This window comes from Mesorhizobium sp. L-2-11 (genome assembly GCF_016756595.1).
Classification (GTDB): domain Bacteria; phylum Pseudomonadota; class Alphaproteobacteria; order Rhizobiales; family Rhizobiaceae; genus Mesorhizobium.
Genome location: NZ_AP023257.1, coordinates 5,136,096 through 5,155,097, shown reverse-complemented (window position 1 = coordinate 5,155,097; position 19,002 = coordinate 5,136,096). Strand labels below are relative to the sequence as shown.

Here is a 19,002-nt window from a genome sequence, read left to right as displayed (position 1 = left end):
GTAGCCTGTGCAGGGTACTCAACACGTTAAAGCTGGAGTACGTTTTTGCGTAGGGAGGTATCTAGGGGAGGATTGGCGGGGTATCGAATGACGTATGCTGCAAGCCTTTCATCGAGTGAGAATGAAAACCGTCCGACGTCAGTCGCAGTCAAAAGCGACGATAAGGCGTACATCAAGGCGCTGGGCTTCGTGCCGAAGCGATATGCGGCGGAAACCGCTATCGTCAATCAGGGGGAGGATGGCGATCGCGTCTTCATAATCGAGTCTGGCTGGGGTTGCATTTCTCATGACCTTGCCGGTGGACAGCGACAGATTTTGGACTTTGCCCTGAAGGGCGACATTGTCCTGCCACAGACCTACACGGGCGCTGCTCTCCAGACATTTGTGGCTCAAACCGACCTAGCGGTGCTGGAAGCCTCGGCCAAGACGCTTGCTCTTGGAGCAGCGAAGTCGCCCCACATAGCCTCGCTTTTTCTTGAGACGCTCGCGCGCCAGCGAGCGCTTGTTGCCCAACACCTCACCAATATAGGCCGACGCAGCGCCTTGGCGCGTACAGCGCACTTGCTGCTCGAACTGAGAGCGCGCCTGGAGCGCGTCGGCGCCGCCAGCCGCACTGGCTTTGCATGCCCTCTCACCCAGTACGACCTCGCGGACGCGCTCGGCCTGACGCCGGTCCATGTCAATCGAATGCTGCGGGAACTACGGGAACGCGGGTTTCTGGAGTTCCGCCAAGGTCATGTCCGCGTGCTGGATCGGCTGGGCGTAACGAGGTTTGCCGAGTTCGACGACAGGTATATCGATGGTTGACGCTTGTCTGGCGCAAGACGCAAAGGTGGTGCGACGCGCCTTGAAGCCGCACTGCCATCGCGGCGCCGGCTGTCTTGCCGACGGACCACCCGCGCCTGGCAAACAACGCGAGGCCCAGATTCCAGTCGCTGTGTTCTCTGGCTATCCTCGCTCCTAGACCAAATTGCTAGGGCCAAGTGAAGGGGTAAAAATTTTTTACGTTTTATTAACCTAAATTAGTGAAGGCACATCTTTTTGGCGGTAGACATTATTGACGGGGTAGTGTTGTCCAAGTTGGGGCTTGGAAAATCCCGAGGTTATAGTGAAGGCGACGCGAACAGAGCATCGTTCGCGGAAATTGTATTTGCCTGCAGTACATATCGTACTGGTCTCGAAACGTTGGGTAGAGTTTGGGGAGTAGGTTCATGGTTCCGACAATTCAACTGGATAGCAAATCACCCGGTGCACTGGAATTCGTATCGCGCAAGGCCGGGAATGGGATACATCTTCAAAGACATGGCTTGACCGAATCCTGCCTTGCTCTGCTGGACGAGCGAGTGCTTGACCGACAATGTCTTGCGCAATGCCTGACCGCCTATGGCATCGGGAAGGAAATCCTGTCGTTCGGCTCGATCGAAGAGTGGCGGCATCAAGAGAATGCACTGTCGATATCGGCCATTCTGCTGAATGTGGGCAGCCGAAAGGTGACAGATGCAAGGACCGGCAGCGAAATCGCCGATCTCGTGAATGAGGCCCACCCGGTCCCAGTGGTGATTTTGGCCGATACCGACGATCTCGAGCAGATTCTGAAGGCGTTGAATTATGGCGCAAAAGCCTACATCCCTTCATCGATCCGTTTCGAGATCTGTGTTGAAGCCGTAAATCTTGTCCTTGCCGGTGGCACATTTGTCCCTGCAAGCAGCGTGCTTGCCCAGCACAAGGCAATCGACACAACCGTCGAACTGACAAGGCCCATGGCGAGTGTGTTCACGGAGCGGCAAGAAGAGGTCGTCCAGGCTCTCAGGCGTGGCAAGGCGAATAAGATAATCGCTCATGAACTCAACCTTCGCGAGAGCACGGTCAAGGTCCATATCCGCAACATCATGAAGAAGCTAAAGGCGACGAACAGGACGGAGGTTGTCTACAAGCTCAATGAGATGTTTCCTGGCGCCCACCTGTTGGGCCGGTCGAGCTAAACGGTTGTCATCGTAACAGTGGCGCGGCTGCATGCTCGAACCGGGGCCCATCGGTGGCGATGCCGCTCGACCGTTGCAGTTCGCCGCTCTTTTTGTCGCAGATATGGAATGAAGCCATGCTAGACCGGCCGTCGGCGGCAATTGCTCACAAGCCATGGCTCGGGGCGGACGCACCGCAGGACTTTATCAGCCTCGCTGACGTTGTCTCGTTTGCCCGGCAGTATCTTTTCTCGATTCTGGCGTTCGTCGTCGTCGGAATCGTTTGCGCGACGTTCTACTTTTCTACCTCGAATCCGATTTATTCGGCGCGCACCCAGATCCTGATCGAACCGAAGATACCCGGAAACCTTCAGCAGCAACCGGCCGATGTGAACCTGTCGCTCGATACTGCTCAGGTCGAGAGCCAACTTGCAGTTTTGCGTTCCCAGAAGATTGCGATGATGGTGATCGATGACCTTGGACTCATGGACAATTCAACCTTCAGGGGTTTGGAGGGTCCGACCATCGGCGAGAGGTTTCGCAGAGCCTGGATGAGCATCGTCGATGCCGGCGGCCTCCATGCCGGCAATGCTGCGCTGACGGATTTCTTCCATCGCGTGCTGCCTTGGCCGGATCGAATGGAGGCGAACAGCCCGCAGCTGGAATCCGAGCGTCGGCGTCAAGCGGTGGAGATGTTCAGCGGTGGCCTGGATGTCCAGCGTGTCGGTGTCTCCTATGCCATCGACATCACATTCCAGTCTCAGAATCCGGCATTGGCGGCACGCATCGCGAACGCCACGGCGGAAGCGTTCGTGCGCGAGCAAGTGCAGACGACAACAGCAACGGCTAGCGAAGGCATCGCATGGTTGGAAAGGCGGATGCGGGAGGTCGGTGATCAGATGAACCGGGCGACCCGGGTCGCCCAGAAATTTCGCGCAAAACACGACTACAGCATCGGTCAGGACGAGACGTCCGTCGCCGGACAGGACCCCGCACTCAGCGAAGGAAAGCCAACAAACCAGATTACGCTGGAGCAGTTGGAGGTTACCGCCGATACTTATCGAAAGATGTATGAGAGCCTGCTAGCGGCGTATACGAACTCGGTCGACCAACAGCTTTATCTGATCGCCAATGCTCGTGTCATCACCTCTGCAACCAGCCCAAAGAAAGCAAGTCGGCCGCGCAAGACGCTGATCCTCGCCTTTGGCGCGCTTGCAGGAATGGTGGCTGGCATCGGGTTCGCCGTGGCGCGACGCGGCCTTGATCGGAACGTGAGGACCCCGCGTCAGATCCGTCGCGAACTGGGCCTGGCCTGTATTGGAGAATTGCCGCCGGTCAGTTTCAGGCGGGGTGGTTTTGGCCGACTTGACGAGGTGCTCAGGAATCCGGACTCTTCATTCAGCGGCAGCCTCAGGAGCGTCAGGGCGATCATGGGCCTGGCCGGGGCCACCCCTTCAAGGCGTCGCATCGGAATTACATCCGTGTCCCCCGGTGACGGAAAGAGCACAGTTGTAAGCAATCTGGCGGCGCTGTGTGGGGCGACGGGCACAGCGACCCTCGTGATCAACGCCGACGATAAGTCGGCACTGGCCAACGAACCGCTCTTTTCGTCCGATTTCAACATGATCGATCGGGATTCCGGCTGCCCTAAAGACATCGGCAAGCAGATCCGATTTATTGAAAAGACATCGTTTTATTACCTGAATAACCATGCGTCGAATTCGGCGAATCTGCTTGTTCCCGACAATATGGAGAAATTGCTGAGCGAAGTTGGTAGTTACAGTATCGTCATTGTTGAGCTCCCACCGTTTAGTTCAGGAGCCGAAGGGCTTGCTCTCTGCCCGCTTCTTGATGGCGTGATTGTGGTGGCGCAGTGGGGCGTGACGTCGCTTGATCAGCTGGAAGACCTAACGCAGACACTCAAAAACACCAATTCCTCCGTCCTTGGCGTGTTGATGACACGTGTTCGTACTGTTTCGGCTCGGCGATACCGGAAGCGCGCAGGTCAAGCGCCGCGCTGACATCCTGTCTTCCTCGCGGCGGCGTCGAGCTAGAGCCCAGCGGCAAGTCGACACCGCCCCGTCAATTCGACACTTGCCCGTCAAAGTGAATCAGCGCCCCCGTCAGGGCCTCACGGGTCGACCGATCGATTCCGATACCGTGCCAGGCATTGGACGGAGCAGCCATTCGTCCGTACCTGGCCTAGCAACTAAGGGGTAGGCCACGCCGACAAACATCCCCTATCTACCACCTTTTCCCTGCTTGCCGGAGATCATCCGTCGTCGACAAGATGGAAGGATAAGTTGAAATCGAGCGCACGCGGAAAATGTCCAACGTGATCGAAAGCAACCTGCGACAGTGCGAAGACCTGGCTGTTGAAGGCTGGGCTCTACTTGTCGGAGCCAAGCCCGCCGAGACATCGCTTGTTCGGCGTGAAGGCGATGCGGCCGTGAGATCGAACACGCCGGACCTTTCGTCGCCTCAACTCAATGCAAGCCATGACCATGGCGCCGTTCCGTTTGGGCCGGATATGCGCACGGCAAGCATTGACGACGATGCGCCCAGCGAAAACCGACAACCGCTCGGCGGTTGGGCCAAGAGGCTGCTGGATCTGATGGTAGCCTCGACAGCGCTCATCCTGGCCGGTCCGATCCTGGTTCTGATCCCGCTTCTGATCAAGGCGACCACGGGCGGTCCGGTGCTGTTCGTTCACCGGCGCATTGGATTCAACGGAAAGGCCTTCGATTGCTACAAGTTCCGCACCATGGTGCCGAATGCCGAGGAGGTGCTCGAACGGCATCTGAGTTGCAATCCGCAAGCCGCCCAGGAATGGGCGGCCAACCAGAAGCTGAGCTGCGATCCGCGCATCCTGTTTTTCGGAAGGATGCTTCGCAAATCGAGCCTGGATGAGCTGCCGCAGTTGTTCAACATCTTGCGGGGCGACATGAGTTGCGTCGGCCCGCGTCCTGTCGTTGCCGACGAATTGCAACGCTATGGCGCCGCATCGCACGAATATTTGAAGACCCGGCCAGGACTGACCGGCCTCTGGCAGATAAACGGGAGAAACACGACCGAGTATTCGCATCGCGTATTGCTGGACACGCAGTACGTTGGGGCATGGTCTCTGCGCCGCGATCTTTCGATCCTGCTACGGACGATACCGGCCATGCTGAAGTTCGATCAGACCTCCTGACCTCGCCTATGGTAAGGAGGGCTATGTCAGGGAGCGCGGCAGAACGGCCTCATACGATTGTCGCCCACGCTATTGTCGCCTTGGGCGATGCCGCAGCACGGCAATCGCAAGGCCGACCACATAGGCAATTTGGGTGACGACAACAAGATAAAACGTCGAGCGGATTGTGTTTGGAACAGACAGTTGAAGAAAACTGCCTACAGCGATGCTGCCGAGGATCACCACCAAGGTCGCCGCTATCAGCGCCGGCGCGCGCAGCGTAAGCCCTATTGCCAGGGCAAAACCGGCAACGCCGACAATGGCAAGCAACACGGCGACCTCCTCCCAGGGTCAATCGACGCCGCGAAGACTAACCCTGTCCCCAAGAAATCAGAGTCGCTCGTTGTTGTGAAGCCCAACCTTTTAGCTCAGGGTCGGGGTATGAAATGCAGGTTTCCGTCGTTGGGGCACTGATTGCACGGGAATAATGGGCCTCGTCGTCTATATGCGCTGGTCTCTGATCACTGCGCTGATTGCCTCTCTGGCAGACGGCAATCGGGGCAACCTCCCTTGGCGGCTCTTCTGGTGGCAAGTTTGGGGGGACGGGGTGGCAGCGGCCGCATCGATCCCGGAGGTCGACGCCATCGCATCGAGTGTCCACGCTTGATCTCCGCAGCTCAACCCTCATCAGGCCAGCGATCTGGCTTCTTGGCGGGCAAACGCAGCAACTTCAGTCTGCTCTGTACGGAACCTCGTCGAACATGAAGCCGGCGAGTTTAATGATGCGCAGGGCTTCCAGCACCTGACGATCATCTATCGTGCCTTCCCAACTGTCGAGTATGGTGTCGACTTCGAAGTCGAAGCCGTGCAATCCCATGACATCGGTCAGGTTCCTGCGGATTTCGGCCCTGATGGCTCCATGCAAAGAAATGATGTTGTCCTTGCTCATCGTCGAACAACATTAGCGGGATCTTAATATTTCCGGTACCTGACCGAAAGGGGAACCTTCATTGACCAAATCGCACAGGAGCCGATCGCCTTCACTTGATGTCAACCTCGACCACGGTTCCGGCTTTACCAGACTGCGCCCTCAAACGTGGGTATACATACTCCCTTTGGGCCTCTAACGGCCGCCAAGCCTCACGTGCTTTGCTCGGACGACTTGGAGGCCGGATCATTCTCGGAGGGACGGTGGCCGCAAGGACTAGTTGAGGTTTTCCGATTCGAGCCGACGCCATGAGCATTGAGGTCTTCAGATGCTGAGCACATTGGAACGGCGGAGACGGCACTATGCCGCTTGGTGGACCTGCTTGCTGGCAATGGCCGTGATGGTGGGGTGCACGAAGTTCACGGCCAGCGAGCCGGTGTCGCTGTTGTCGGCCGTGCTGTGGGATGGCCTCGAATTTCGAATGCAAGTCGTCGACGATCGATCCGGCGACGTAAAGATCGTTGGTGACATTGACGGCGACGGCCTCTTCGACCTCGTGATCGGAGGCGAAGTCAAGGAAGCGTTGGTCTGGTATCGTGCGCCGGATTGGCGTCCATATCTGATCGGACGACCCAAAACCCAGTTTACGACCGACGGTGCGTTGGGCGACATCGACAGTGACGGCGATCTTGACATAGTCGTTCCTGATGGGCCGGAAGGTGCCAATCTAGTGGGGTTCCAGAATCCACTGCCAGGCGGAGACCCTACCGATGGCGCGCAATGGCTCCGTCGCGAGATCGGAGAGATCGGAGGTTGGGGCAAGGATGTCAAACTCGCCGATTTCGATGGTGACCAACGTCTGGATATTGCAACGCGGTCGCAAGAAAGCGTCATCATCTTTTTCCAGAATGCTGACGGATCATGGATGGGCCGCCCTTTGACGAGCCGCGACATTGGTCAGGAAGGATTGGGCATAGGGGACATCGATGCTGATGGCATACAGGACATCGTTGTAAGTGGAGCCTGGGTAAAAAATCCAGGATATGCACAAGCGCGAGTGGACAATTGGCGGAGTTATTCGATAGGGCCGGCACCTCAAAACTTCAAAACGGTCGTTGCGGATATCGATCAAGACGGCCAACCCGACGTCTTGTATTCATCCTCGGAGGACGTTGCAGACATCGTGTGGTACAAAGCTCAGGATGGAAACCCCCGAGGGTATTGGAAAAGCAGCAAAATATTGCCTCTCGTCGAGAAGGCGCACACCCTGGCCGTCGGCGATCTGGACGGAGATGGCGATCCAGACCTCATTGTAGGTCAGATGCATACCTCTAGCGATCAATTGATCGCCGCTGTCTACAACATCGACGGGCGTGGTGAGATGTGGAGGGTCCAGGTCATCGGTCAGGGTGGGGTCCACAATGGCGTTCTCGCTGATCTCGACGCTGATGGTGATCTTGATGTTTACGGCTCCAATTGGGTGACGAATCCGCCAGTTCACATCTGGATCAATGCGCTCGATTTATCACGCGACCGGTTGCCTCTGGACCGATGGGAACTCGCGGCTTCAATAGAAACAGGGCAGCAAACGTGCACCCTCTCAACAGACGACGTCGATGGCGATGGTGTGACCGATGTGGCTTGCGGCGCATTGGCATGGCGCAACACTGGAGGCGATCTTGCAGGGGGCTGGCCACGAACAGTCAACGCCAGGGTCAAAAACTCCGCAAACGATGAATCGAATGGGCCGCGGCTAGTGTCACCCGATCTTGCGCCTCTGTCGGCTGCTGACCTCAACAGCGACAATGCGCCGGATGTGATCGCGGCGGGTACTACTGGGTTGGGCGGGCTTTATGTCCTCGCCGACCATGGCAACGGTCATCGAGGCCTGCAGTATATTAGCTCCGGCAGTTTTGTGGCCGCGCGGGCCGTTGACCTCGATGTCGACGGCGATCTCGATATTGTCGCCCTCTCCAATGGCGAATTTCCATCGCTTCGCATTCTGCGCAATCTCGCGATTTCTCGCGATCGTCGGGGCTAAGAGAGGGGCCGTCCACACAACGGCTCGCGCTTTGGCGCGGCTTTGAATGCGATCGCGCAGGTTTTCGAAGTAGCGGTCGTTGCTCGGCTCGGTCGGCGGCGATGACGCAGCTTCCATGAGCAAGCAGGCCCACGCAACTGTTCGCGATCCAGATCACGCCGGATGTGATCTTCTGGCTTTGATCAACAAGTCCTGACCCCAAGTCCTTATTTTTTCAATCAGAGAACGTATAATACTTGTGGGCAACATAGCTCGTCAACGCAGGGCTGAGTACGCCGATAACATGGGCAAACGTTTCCGGATGCCAGAGGAAACCGATCAATGGGAACAGCCAACGAGCCAATCCGACGCTGACGAGCCATACCTGAGCGAGGGCAAAGACATTGACAATTGTGAAACGTAAGAACTGGGATTTTCCACGTCCGTTTCTCGCATCGAAAACAAATGTTCGGTTAAGAACGAACGCGGTCGTCAAGCCCACAAAATAAGCGAACATGACTGCGATCTCATATGAAGTTGCGAGGTCCAGTAACAAGCGAGATCCCACATTCGCGGCTGCCGCTAATCCACCGACAAAAAGGAAGCGGACGAACTCACCGGCAAGAATCATAGTACAGCCTCGGTGGAGACATGATCGCGTCGACGTATTCATCGCAGGGCGATAGGGGGAACAAAGAAGATTACCCACTAATAGGCGTAGCTACCTTAAGGCTCTCGGGGACCGATGCTGCCATCATTTGCCCGTACCGGATACTCTCCGCAACTCCACGGTCTTCAGGATAGTAATAGCAGGTGTCAGCAATTTGCAGGCCAAGAATCGGTGTCTGAATGGGTGGCAGCTTACTTCTGAAATTCGGCTCGCAAACTGGCTGAGCATACCGCAAGCGCCCCACTGTCGTATCAACAAGATCATCATTCTCGATTGTGGGGTTAATGTGTTGGATGTAACCAAACGCCTGTTCGACAAACTGCTGGTTTGTCCATTTCCACTTCGGCTGCATCGCAGGCATGTAGTAGGGCACATAGACGATGGTATCCCCAACTGGCCGCAGATTTGAAAACTCGATCAGACCCGGAATCTCGATATCCGGGTCGACTATATTGAGCCAGAAATTGGGGGTTACGGATCGCTTGAGCTTCAACAGCACGCATACAACACCAATATTTCGGATCGCGTCATACTTCTCCCGCCACTCGGTAGGTAGATCTGGTACCAGGTTGGAAACAAGCGGCGTCGGAATCGTGGAAATCACGGCGTCGGCAGCGAAGAAGCGGCCGCCTGCTGTGACACCTGTCACCCGTTGATCGACCGTCTCCACTCTTTCGGCAAGTGTCGAAAGGTGGAGGTTGCCGCCTTTCTTGACGAAGGCACCAACAAGTGCATCCACGAGCGTTTGTGTCCCGCCATCGATGTAGCCTAACTCCTCCTGAAATATCGAGCGACGCGAACTACCGACGCGCTTTACCCGTGTGGCAATCCAGGATGCCGAGATGTCATCGGATAACTGGTAAAACTTCAGCTCCATCAGTCGTTTCCACAACGTGTCATAGACAGCCTTGCCGGATCCCCGTTCCAGCCACTGCCGCGCAGTAAGGCTTTCGATCGAGGCGAAATTCTTCCGTTTCGTTGTCCGGAACATCTGCAGCCCGGTACGGAGCTTAGAAATTAAGCTGAGGTGGGGGAAAGAAAGGAGCGAGAACGGGTCGCCCCACGGATGTATCTTCCCCTTCATGTAATAGGCCATGGATGTCGGCGTCCAGCGCATCTTGTCGCCAATGCCAAGTTCATCCATGAGGGCGAAGGTCGCTGTGTCGGACTTGCACACAAAATGATAGAAACGCTCGATGGAAAGTCCGCCGAAATCAAAGTGCGCGGCCATTCCGCCTGGTCGGTCGTCAGCCTCTATGATATGGACCTCATGACCCTCAGTGGCCGCTCTATGCGCCGCAGCCAAGCCCATTGGGCCAGCGCCAATCACGATGACATTGCTCATTCTCGTTTCCTAGAAGTCCAAGACGACGTCGGCGAAACGGCGATCGAGGAAAGTTTCTTTCAAAGCCTCACGAAGCGGTGTCGCCCTCACGTCAAAAATGCTCTCCCAGTCTATGACTGGAAAGGTTTCGGGGATGACCAATGCCTCCAACTGATACGTGGTGAACGGAGGATTCTTGTTGAACTTGGCGTAAAGGAACAAGAGCCACCAAAACACGCCATACGGTAGGTGAACGATTCTCGCCTTCGGTTTTACGATCGTATGAACGAGCCTGATCATCTCCCCATAATGGATCTGCTCCAGACCAGAGATGTCGTAGGTTCCAGTTATCCGGTGCTCCAAGCTTGAGGTGATGATGGCTGCCAGATCGCCGACATAGAGGGGTTGGCGAATGAACTGACCGTCGCCCGGAATCGGGAAGACGGGCGTACGGTCCATAAATCTCCGCAGCCATCCGAGGTGCTTGCGATCGAACCACCCGAACATCAGCGTGGGCCGGAGCACGACGTGCCCGATGTCGCTCACACTGTCTATGAGCCTTTCCTGGGCGGTTTTGGTCTTGGTGTAGAAGTCATTTGCCCGCGAGGTTACTACCGACGACGAAAGGTGGACGAAATACGGCATCCGGTGGACACGCATCGCCGCCACGATGTTCTCGGTCGCAGTTACATTGTTTTGTATGAACTCCTGCTCGCTCAAGCCGCCAATTTGTGCCTGATTGAGGACGAGGGCATCGGCGTCCGCGAGCGCATCGGTCCAGCGTCCGGGCTGGGACAGGTCCGCCTCGATCACTTCGATTTCCGGATGTATCTTCCGTAGAAGTGCCGTGTTCGCCGGATGCTTGTCGATGCCTATTATACCGATGCCAGGTTTAAGCTTCAGCCTGGCGATGAGGTTCTGGCCGACAAGCCCGGCTGCGCCAGTAACTACTATTTTCTGGCTCATACGTTCATCCGATTGAAGATTCTTGCCATGCTGCAATTAAGTTCAGGCTTCTGTCTCATCGTCACTCCTTTGAAAGGCTACGATGAGCCAGATATTCTCCTCTCTCAGGTAAGCGATTATGTCCAATGATGCTCACGTCGGATAGTTCACACCCACAGTCATAGCGTCTCGCGCGCGACAGTTGACCTCGATGGGTGATGGGCTGTTCTAAGACGTTTGCCTCAATTCTCCCGTCGTTCTGAATGAGGTGCCGGTTGGTTGGTAGCGGAGTAGCAGACATATTTCGGGTACGCTGCGGTCCCTGTCGCGTGACACGTGACTCCTTCAATATCCTCCATGACCTTATGATCATATGCTGCCGAGAACCCGCGCTCGCGAATACGCTTCATCATGCCATCGGAGCCGGACGGGATTGGGTCAGACGTCGGCCCCGGAAAGAGGGTCCAGATCAGACCACGCCCAGGCTTTTCGCTGAGAAAGCGAACAAAATGGGGCCGCGGATCGGAGTATCCCTGAAAATCCGGAACGAACTCCCGAACACTCACCTCGGCGCCAACACGGGAAAAGTAGAAGCCGAACACTTTGGTGTGTAGAAATTCGGGATAGGGGGTTGGGAAGCCTTGATCGAGGAAGAAAAAGACCTCTGAGACTCCAGCGTCCTTCAAAATGGCGCTTTCGTGCTCCCACGTCAGGACTTTGTCAATTTCTGCGGCACTTCGGGCGCCCCAGAGTAAGGCTCCTGCAAAGAAGATGGCAACGGTCGCATAGCCTGCCCGCAAGCGAGTGCTAGGCATCGCATCGATGATCCATATCAAGCCCAGAAAGATACCGGGTGCAAAGGGGATGAGGAGACGAGGCATGAAAATAGGTCGAAAAACTGCAATGCAGAGGAAAAGGGATAACCCTAGAAAGCTGACCACAGCCGTCAGGAATACCGGAGATCCAATGGCATTGTGTAACCGAGCCGTCCACAGCTCCGCGACATTTGTGAGTGCATCGCCGCCGCGCCGCGCCCCTTCATCCGCGGTGTTCTTAGCATCGACAAGAAGCGCCACCCCAACAACGCAGACCAGAAGGAGAAAGACAAAAATGTCGCCCGCCAGGAATTGCAGGGCACGCCCGAGATCGTAGAAAGTCAGGGGCTTGAGCCAAAAGTGCTCAAAATTGGTTATACGCACAAAGGCTTCGTAGTGACTCAGGAACACCGCGAGAACTACTGTGTACGCAAGGCCCGCAAAGGTGACCGAGAGGAGCCGCGTTCGCCAAAAAAGAATGAGCAGCGTGATGCCCTGGACTGCCGACATAACCAACGTCGTGTAATGGGTCAGTCCGAGAAACAGACCCGACAGCGCCCACCCGGCAATATCGCCGCGAGCGCCCTTGCTCCGGAGCGCACGAAAGAAGAAGACGGTTTCCAACACGGCGCCGAGCACCGTGAATGGATAGCTTCTCGCCTCCTGAGCGAAATACAAGCCGGGAATCCACAGCGCAACGATGATCGTGAACAGCGCTCTTTGATGCAGTGGCATCCGTCCGCGTAACAGAAGCCACGCCACGCACGGCGCCGCGACGGTCGCAATCAGGCCAGGCGCACGAATTGCGGCATCAGACGAGCCGAAGATTTGGACCCAACCCCAGACAGACAGGTAGAAAAGGGGAGCGTTGAAATCGATTCCGAGAATCTCAAGTGCTCCGCGCCAATCCTGTATCGCAATCGTTCCGGTCCACACCTCATCATACCAGAGTGCTTCATCTGCGTTGACTAGCCAACGCAGCGCCGTCCCCGTCAAAACGGCAGTCAAGACACAAAAGAGAGTAATTGTCTTGTCGATCCGATCATGTGAGGTCGTCGAACGCTGAGGGACCGTTCCAGAGTCGATATGTAGGGAATTCTCATAGGCCATTGCTGCCGCCCCGCCACAATTATCAAGGATAAACTTCGAAGCCACGACAGGCATGCTGATTGCTTACCGTGATGAATACGGCCTTCAGAGCTCATGCACATACAGGTACCGAAGCGAGTTATCGCTATTCCAAATATCACCCTGACCAGTTCGACGTGAACTTCCTAACGTCAAAACCTTTGTGCGGCCAAGCTAGCGCCATCACAACGCATTATATTTGATTATGTCTTGTCGAAAACCTACACAATTGTGGTATCGATTTACTCCGTTTTGCGCACTACGCTGATTCAGAAGCGCATGCTCTCCTCTGGAACCTGCAGAGTGGGCAGAAGCGCAAATGGCGGATCAATCGATACACGTTGAAGATATGGCGGCCTGCCGGTCGCAATCGGTTCGGCGTCGCCCGCTCGTTGTCGATATGGACGGCACGTTGGTCCGTTCAGACCTCCTGATAGAGACCGCCCTGTCAGAACTTGCGTGCCGGCCTCGGTCTGCGATCGGCATGTTCAACGCATTGAGGTGTGGCAAGGCTGCCTTGAAACATTACGCTGCTTCGTCACTCGACTTCGACGCGTCTGCACCTCCATACGACGAGGCTGTGCTCGAAGAGATTGAAATAGCGCAGAAAGACGGGCGGCCAGTTTATCTGGCATCTGCCGCAACCGAACGCGTCGTGAGGGCTGTTGCAGATCATTTGGGTGTCTTTGACGGACACGTTGGATCGGATGCGACGACGAACTGCACTGGAAAAACGAAGGCAGCCAAGCTTGTCGAGGCGTTCGGCGAGGGGGGGTTCGACTATATCGGCAACGACGCCGACGACCTGGCCGTCTGGTCAAAATGCGGAAAGGCAATAGGCATCCGGGTATCTGGACGGGTGTCCAGAAGGCTTGCGGCAATGCCTGTCGAAGCGAAATACCTGACCGACGAGAAACCAAGCTGGCGGACATGGGCGCACCTCTTGAGGATGCACCAATACTCGAAAAATCTTCTTCTGCTGGTTCCCTTGCTGGCTTCGCACCAACTCACTCCCGCGAACCTGGTTGTGCTCGGGATTGGCTTCGTCAGCTTCTGCCTCTGCGCTTCGAGCGTCTACATCATCAACGACCTCGTTGACCTGCAGGCCGACAGGATGCATCCGACCAAGCGGCTTCGGCCATTGGCCGACGGAAAAATTCCACTGATCCACGCTCTGTTCGCCGCGCCACTGCTTTTCCTTGCGTCATTCATCCTCGCTGCTGGTGTCTCCCCTGCCTTCTTTGCCGTCCTCCTTGGGTACTTCGCCCTTACCACGGCCTATACGTTCTACCTCAAGCGCAAGATGCTCATCGACGTCGTTACGCTGGCGATGCTTTACACAGTGCGCATCATTGCCGGGGCTATCGCGATCGGAGTGGACGTCTCGCCGTGGCTTCTGACCTTCGCTATCTTCATTTTCTTGGCGTTGGCGCTGGTCAAGAGATATGCCGAACTTGCCACACGCCTAGATCTCCAACTCTCCGAGCCTTCGAACCGGAACTACAAGTTCGAGGATCTCGGCGTGGTTGCCGCGTTTGCAGCGGCCGCGGGGTACAATTCCGTCACCGTGTTCGCGCTGTACATATCCTCGCCGGACGTGAACGTGCTCTACCAACGGCCGCAAATGCTCTGGTTCGTCTGCCCCGTACTCATCTACTGGATCAGCCGTCTGGTGATGATTGCCCACAGGCGCAGCATGACCGAGGATCCGATTGTGTTTGCGATGACCGACCGAAACAGCCTGCTGTCCTTCCTCATTGCCGGACTAGCTGTCGTGGCGGCGGTCTAGGGGAGCGCAAAAAGGTGTAACGAAATGCGTTCCCTTCAATTCATGACATACCCGACCCGTGATGTGGCTTTCGCAGTCATCCAGACGGCAGCCGTTCTCCGACATGCCATCGGCTATGCAACCAAATTCGCCCTCGATAGCAGATATACCTTCCGTTCCGGGAGGCCACAGTGGAGCTAAGCGGGTGGGGACGGTATCCAAGGCACAGCAGCAACGTCGTCAGCCCGGGAACTCCTCACGAACTGGCGATGCTGCAGCGGCACATACCGACCTACGTGGCGCGAGGCAATGGACGCTCATATGGCGACGCCGGTATCGGTGCAGGAGTGACGCTCGATATGCGTCGCTTCGACCGAATGACGGGTTTCGACGAGACCTCGGGCTTACTGACAGTCGAAGCTGGTGTGTTGCTAGCTGACCTAATCGACAGGTTCCTGCCTCGAGGGTTTTTCCCTGCCGTGGTACCGGGCACGCGCTTCGTCACGATCGGCGGCATGATTGCTGCGGACGTTCACGGCAAAAACCATCATTGGGTCGGGGGCTTTGGCGATCATGTAGAAGCGCTGAAACTGATGTTTCCCTCGGGACAGACGGTCCGATGCTCCCGGGATGAAAATTCTGACCTCTTCAAAGCTACGATTGGGGGGATGGGCCTGACTGGAACGATCGTCGAGGCCACGATCCGGTTGATCAAGGTCGAAACAGGATGGATGAGGCAGAACACTGTACGAGCCGAGAATATATTATCGGCCGTCCAGCTACTGACTGCTAATGAAGGCGCCAGCTATGCCGTAGCTTGGGTCGATTGCCTTTCCAGGGGAAACGCGCTTGGCCGCTCGCTGGTTTACCTCGGCGAACATGTCAGCTCTGACGCTCTCCAGGAAAGAAAGCCGGGTGCACCGATCTACCCGAATACCCGTGGTCGCGGGATTGCTGTGCCATTGGATGCCCCGGGATTTCTTCTCAACAGACACTCCATCCGAGCCTTCAATGCGCTCCGTTACGCCCGCGCACGCACCAAGGATGAACTGGTTTCGTGGCAATCCTATTTCTTCCCCCTGGACGGCCTTGACCAATGGAACCGGCTCTACGGCCGCCGCGGGTTCCTGCAATACCAGTTCGTTCTCCCCCATCAGACTGCGTCACGCGTCTTGCCTGAAATCATGGGGGAAATTGCCACAACGAGGGACCCATCGTTCCTTGCCGTCCTCAAGACTTTGGGCAAAGGTGGCGGCCAGCTTTCATTTCCTATGCCGGGAGTCACGCTGGCTCTCGATTTTCCAGTATCCGACAGCATCTTCTCACTTCTTGACAGATTGGACCGCTTGGTCGTCGAAGGGGGAGGGCGGCTCTATCTGGCTAAGGACGCCCGCCAGCGGCCCGAAACATTCGAGGCGGGCTATCCGAACCTTTCCGTATTTCGTCAGCAGCGCCGCGCGATTGGGGCCGAAGGACGGCTCGCATCGATGTTATCGAAAAGGATCGCAGTATGACGACACAACCGGGAACCGCCTTGATCATAGGCGGCACTTCGGACATAGGGAGGGCAACTGCCCTCGTCTATGCCGAGCATGGCTGGAAAGTGATCCTTACGGCCCGAAACGGCGAAGAAGGCCTGCGGGAGGTCAACCACCTTCTCACCGCCTCGCAGGCCAAGGCCGAACTTTGCCGCCTCGACATTTTGGATACGGAGTCGTTCGGGCCGTTCATCGATTCACTCGGCACATTGCCCAATACAGTCGTCTGCGTGGTGGGAATGCTTCCAACCCAGTCGAGAGCGGTTGCCGACACGGCATACGCCTCATTGTCACTCCGCACGAATTTTGAGGGGCCTGCAATTCTCCTTGGCATGCTGGCGGACCGATTCGAGCAGCGGGGCACCGGCACCATCGTTGGTGTCAGTTCAGTCGCCGGAAACCGCGGCCGCGCCTCCAACTATGTCTACGGCTCCGCCAAAGCCGGATTGACTGCTTTCCTGTCGGGGCTTCGAGGTCGATTGTGGCACTCAGGCGTGAGGGTGGTGACGGTCATGCCGGGTTTCGTCCGGACCCGGATGACAGACGGGATGAAACTGTCGCCGTTCTTAACGGCAGAACCTGATGAAGTAGCCGAAGCCATCTACGAGGCTGCGGAATCGCGGCACCGCGACATCATCTACGTGAGAAGAAGCTGGCGTCTTGTCATGGGGGTAATCGCCGCGATGCCTGAGGGTGTTTTTAAGCGGGTCAAGTTCTAAGGGCACTGACGTTCGGTACAACAGCCCTTGTTACGTTAGGTTCGCTTGGGGATCGTCAGGGTCTGGATCATTGATCGTCGGAGTGTGAAATGCAGGTTTCCGTCGTTGGGGCTCTGATTTGCACGGGAATCCTGGCCCTCGTCGTCTATATGCGCTGGTCGCTGATCACTGCGTTGATTGCCTCTCTGGCGTTTGGTGCGACGTCAATCGGGACACTAACCTCGCTTGGCGGTTCATCGCCGCTTATCTTTACCGTCTTTGCTATGCTCGTAATAGTAGCCGCGCTGGCTCGACGGGGAATCTGGAGGGAAATAGGGGCGGTCTTCGTTCGTATAGGTGCCGCATGGATCGTCTGCGCGCTGATGATCTATGTCTGCATCGGAGCGCTGTTGTTTCCGAGGCTCTTTGCAGGGCAGACGAGCGCCTTCGTCTCGTCCCGCACGGCCAGGGGCGTCTACGAAGCGGCCTTAGCGCCGGTGTCCGCCAATATCACTCAGGCGGGGTACTTTATTCTGGGCGGGTTGACCTTCCTGGCGACCTGTCTGCTGCTTCAGCGCAGCGGCACGTTAGCGGACATCCGGCGGGGCTTCTTCCTATGGTTCAGCTTGCACGCGGCGATGGGCGTCCTGGATTTGCTAGGCAAGATCAGTGGCGCCGGTGACATCCTTGCCCCGATCCGCACCGCCAACTACAGCATGCTGACCCATGTTACGACAGCCGGGTTTTGGCGGATTGCAGGGGCCTTTTCGGAGGCATCGGCGTTTGGCGGAGTATCGCTGGGAGGACTCGCGTTTACTTTTACCTATTGGCGGAAGACCGGATCAAAGCTTGCATTGGCGCTAGCAACGTCCCTGTTTATTCTACTGCTGCTGTCGACGTCATCGACCGCCTACGTGGGTCTTGCGATCGTGACTGTGCCTGTAGTCATTTCCATCGTGAAGTCGCTCGCTTCAGGTCGGCTGAGATCGGAGGAGGCACTGCTTGTCGCGCTTATACCGCTGCTGCTCCTCTCCGGGCTGGCCGCAATTCTGTACTACCCTCATATCTTCGATCCTGTATTGCAGCTTGTCGACAGCACGGTGATCAATAAAGCTGCGTCAGCCTCAGGTCAGGAGCGCAGTTACTGGAATTATAAAAGTCTGCAGTCCTTCTTCGATACGGGCGGGCTGGGGATCGGACTGGGGAGTTCGCGGGCCTCGAGTTGGCCGATAGCGCTGCTTTCCCAGTTGGGGCTGTTCGGCACCGTAATGATGGCGATCCTGTTGACAATGCTGGTGCGGGGGCTGTCGGGGCGAGGTCACGTCGATCGAGAGGTCGACGCAATTGCTTCGAGTGTTCGGGCTTGCGCCTTGTCGGCGCTTGTCGCGGGGTCGCTGACAAGCGGCAGCGCCGACCCCGGTATCATCTTCTTGGTTCCCCTTGCTGTCGTTCTTGTCAGCCGGATCCTGGTTGTTGAAGGCAGCCGCGATACTCGGGCGCCATATCCCCACGGTGACGGCCGGCTCGCTGAGGTAGGTTGACGGCTGCCAATCCCTAGTGATTGCACTAGGACTAGTGCAATCACTAGGAGTAGCCTGTGACGAAGCATCAGATCGAAGTGATCACGTCGTGGCCCCGGTCCGTTGACCCAGGCGCTGTGCTGGGTGCATGCACGTCGCAAGTTCTTCGTGCTCGCCGACATCGCTGCTAAATGGCAAGCGCGGCAAGGATGCCGGACCAATCTCCCTGATCGCAGGCGATCGACTGGCCGGTGCTGGAGGAGCGTTTCGGCGCCGTCTATTCGGACGGCCCCGGCACGCCGCCGCTGCCGACCCGGCTGATGGCGGGGCTGGCGATCCTCAAGCACACCTTCAACCTGTCGGATGAGGTGCTGTGCGAGCGCTGATGGAGACCCCTTAGTTCCAGTATCTCACCGGCGAGGAGTTCTTCCGCGACGCAGTGCCCTTCGACCTCTAGCCCATACCTCGCATGGCCAAATTGACTTTCCTTGCGCCGTTTCCTCCACTTGCGGCGA

At 56.9% G+C, this 19,002-nt stretch carries 15 protein-coding genes and 1 pseudogene; 10 read left to right on the top strand and 6 right to left on the bottom strand.

What is annotated here, in order from left to right; translation table 11 throughout:
- Nucleotides 1-87: 87 nt before the first annotated feature.
- From JG739_RS24675 to JG739_RS24660, 4 genes are all read left to right on the top strand, one after another.
- A complete protein-coding gene (locus tag JG739_RS24675) occupies nt 88-807 on the top strand; it encodes a Crp/Fnr family transcriptional regulator (RefSeq protein WP_202363788.1) in 720 nt (239 codons plus the stop codon).
- Between the two features lie 404 nt (nt 808-1,211).
- Entirely contained in the window at nt 1,212-1,982 is a 771-nt protein-coding gene (locus tag JG739_RS24670; protein ID WP_202363787.1) for a response regulator transcription factor, read from the top strand.
- Nucleotides 1,983-2,041: 59 nt separating this feature from the next.
- The gene (locus JG739_RS24665; protein ID WP_244749977.1) at nt 2,042-3,982 is read left to right on the top strand and encodes a GNVR domain-containing protein; all 1,941 of its coding nucleotides are present in this window, start codon (nt 2,042-2,044) and stop codon (nt 3,980-3,982) included.
- 314 nt (nt 3,983-4,296) lie between these two features.
- On the top strand, nt 4,297-5,154 hold the full coding sequence (locus JG739_RS24660; protein WP_342216422.1) for a sugar transferase: 858 nt from the start codon (nt 4,297-4,299) through the stop codon (nt 5,152-5,154).
- Nucleotides 5,155-5,223: 69 nt separating this feature from the next.
- On the opposite strand, the gene JG739_RS24655 is transcribed toward JG739_RS24660, so the two are convergent.
- Nucleotides 5,224-5,466 carry a hypothetical protein gene (locus JG739_RS24655; protein ID WP_202363785.1) on the bottom strand — a complete coding sequence of 81 codons (243 nt, stop codon included), beginning with the start codon at nt 5,464-5,466 and terminating at the stop codon, nt 5,224-5,226.
- Nucleotides 5,467-5,863: 397 nt separating this feature from the next.
- Nucleotides 5,864-6,082 (bottom strand): hypothetical protein, encoded by a 219-nt coding sequence (locus JG739_RS24650; protein ID WP_202363784.1) that lies wholly within the window; start codon nt 6,080-6,082, stop codon nt 5,864-5,866.
- A gap of 307 nt (nt 6,083-6,389) precedes the next feature.
- On the opposite strand from JG739_RS24650, the gene JG739_RS24645 reads away from it, so the two are divergent.
- Complete coding sequence (locus tag JG739_RS24645) at nt 6,390-8,102, top strand: FG-GAP repeat domain-containing protein (RefSeq protein ID WP_202363783.1); 1,713 nt, start codon at nt 6,390-6,392, stop codon at nt 8,100-8,102.
- A gap of 214 nt (nt 8,103-8,316) precedes the next feature.
- On the opposite strand, the gene JG739_RS24640 is transcribed toward JG739_RS24645, so the two are convergent.
- The 4 genes from JG739_RS24640 to JG739_RS24625 form a co-directional block, all read right to left on the bottom strand.
- Nucleotides 8,317-8,712 carry a GtrA family protein gene (locus JG739_RS24640; protein WP_244749558.1) on the bottom strand — a complete coding sequence of 132 codons (396 nt, stop codon included), beginning with the start codon at nt 8,710-8,712 and terminating at the stop codon, nt 8,317-8,319.
- Nucleotides 8,713-8,782: 70 nt separating this feature from the next.
- The gene (locus JG739_RS24635; protein WP_202363781.1) at nt 8,783-10,096 is read right to left on the bottom strand and encodes an NAD(P)/FAD-dependent oxidoreductase; all 1,314 of its coding nucleotides are present in this window, start codon (nt 10,094-10,096) and stop codon (nt 8,783-8,785) included.
- 9 nt (nt 10,097-10,105) lie between these two features.
- Nucleotides 10,106-11,041, bottom strand: a complete 936-nt coding sequence (locus tag JG739_RS24630) for an NAD-dependent epimerase/dehydratase family protein (protein WP_202363780.1) — start codon at nt 11,039-11,041, stop codon at nt 10,106-10,108.
- 221 nt (nt 11,042-11,262) lie between these two features.
- The gene (locus tag JG739_RS24625; protein WP_202363779.1) at nt 11,263-12,945 is read right to left on the bottom strand and encodes a glycosyltransferase family 39 protein; all 1,683 of its coding nucleotides are present in this window, start codon (nt 12,943-12,945) and stop codon (nt 11,263-11,265) included.
- Between the two features lie 337 nt (nt 12,946-13,282).
- On the opposite strand from JG739_RS24625, the gene JG739_RS24620 reads away from it, so the two are divergent.
- The 5 genes and pseudogenes from JG739_RS24620 to JG739_RS24600 all read left to right on the top strand — a co-directional run.
- Nucleotides 13,283-14,752, top strand: coding sequence for a UbiA family prenyltransferase (locus JG739_RS24620; protein WP_342216421.1), 1,470 nt, complete (start codon nt 13,283-13,285; stop codon nt 14,750-14,752).
- Nucleotides 14,753-15,000: 248 nt separating this feature from the next.
- Complete coding sequence (locus tag JG739_RS24615; RefSeq protein WP_244749557.1) at nt 15,001-16,245, top strand: FAD-binding oxidoreductase; 1,245 nt, start codon at nt 15,001-15,003, stop codon at nt 16,243-16,245.
- Nucleotides 16,242-16,988 carry an SDR family oxidoreductase gene (locus JG739_RS24610; protein WP_202363777.1) on the top strand — a complete coding sequence of 249 codons (747 nt, stop codon included), beginning with the start codon at nt 16,242-16,244 and terminating at the stop codon, nt 16,986-16,988. Before JG739_RS24615 ends, JG739_RS24610 begins: the two co-directional genes overlap by 4 nt.
- Nucleotides 16,989-17,077: 89 nt before the next feature.
- Nucleotides 17,078-18,508: a hypothetical protein gene (locus tag JG739_RS24605; RefSeq protein WP_202363776.1), complete on the top strand. Its 1,431-nt coding sequence runs from the start codon at nt 17,078-17,080 to the stop codon at nt 18,506-18,508.
- 209 nt (nt 18,509-18,717) lie between these two features.
- A pseudogene (locus JG739_RS24600) lies at nt 18,718-18,884 on the top strand (IS5/IS1182 family transposase); the annotation flags it as partial.
- Nucleotides 18,885-19,002 lie beyond the last annotated feature (118 nt).

Excerpts from the sequence above, each read along its gene's own strand:
- JG739_RS24675 (WP_202363788.1), top strand. The coding sequence starts at position 88 with ATGACGTATGCTGCAAGCCTTTCATCGAGTGAGAATGAAAACCGTCCG.
- JG739_RS24670 (WP_202363787.1), top strand. The coding sequence starts at position 1,212 with ATGGTTCCGACAATTCAACTGGATAGCAAATCACCCGGTGCACTGGAA.
- JG739_RS24665 (WP_244749977.1), top strand. The coding sequence starts at position 2,042 with ATGCCGCTCGACCGTTGCAGTTCGCCGCTCTTTTTGTCGCAGATATGG.
- JG739_RS24650 (WP_202363784.1), bottom strand. The coding sequence starts at position 6,082 with ATGAGCAAGGACAACATCATTTCTTTGCATGGAGCCATCAGGGCCGAA.
- JG739_RS24645 (WP_202363783.1), top strand. The coding sequence starts at position 6,390 with ATGCTGAGCACATTGGAACGGCGGAGACGGCACTATGCCGCTTGGTGG.
- JG739_RS24640 (WP_244749558.1), bottom strand. The coding sequence starts at position 8,712 with ATGATTCTTGCCGGTGAGTTCGTCCGCTTCCTTTTTGTCGGTGGATTA.
- JG739_RS24635 (WP_202363781.1), bottom strand. The coding sequence starts at position 10,096 with ATGAGCAATGTCATCGTGATTGGCGCTGGCCCAATGGGCTTGGCTGCG.
- JG739_RS24630 (WP_202363780.1), bottom strand. The coding sequence starts at position 11,041 with ATGAGCCAGAAAATAGTAGTTACTGGCGCAGCCGGGCTTGTCGGCCAG.
- JG739_RS24625 (WP_202363779.1), bottom strand. The coding sequence starts at position 12,945 with ATGGCCTATGAGAATTCCCTACATATCGACTCTGGAACGGTCCCTCAG.
- JG739_RS24620 (WP_342216421.1), top strand. The coding sequence starts at position 13,283 with ATGGCGGATCAATCGATACACGTTGAAGATATGGCGGCCTGCCGGTCG.
- JG739_RS24615 (WP_244749557.1), top strand. The coding sequence starts at position 15,001 with ATGCTGCAGCGGCACATACCGACCTACGTGGCGCGAGGCAATGGACGC.
- JG739_RS24610 (WP_202363777.1), top strand. The coding sequence starts at position 16,242 with ATGACGACACAACCGGGAACCGCCTTGATCATAGGCGGCACTTCGGAC.
- JG739_RS24605 (WP_202363776.1), top strand. The coding sequence starts at position 17,078 with ATGCAGGTTTCCGTCGTTGGGGCTCTGATTTGCACGGGAATCCTGGCC.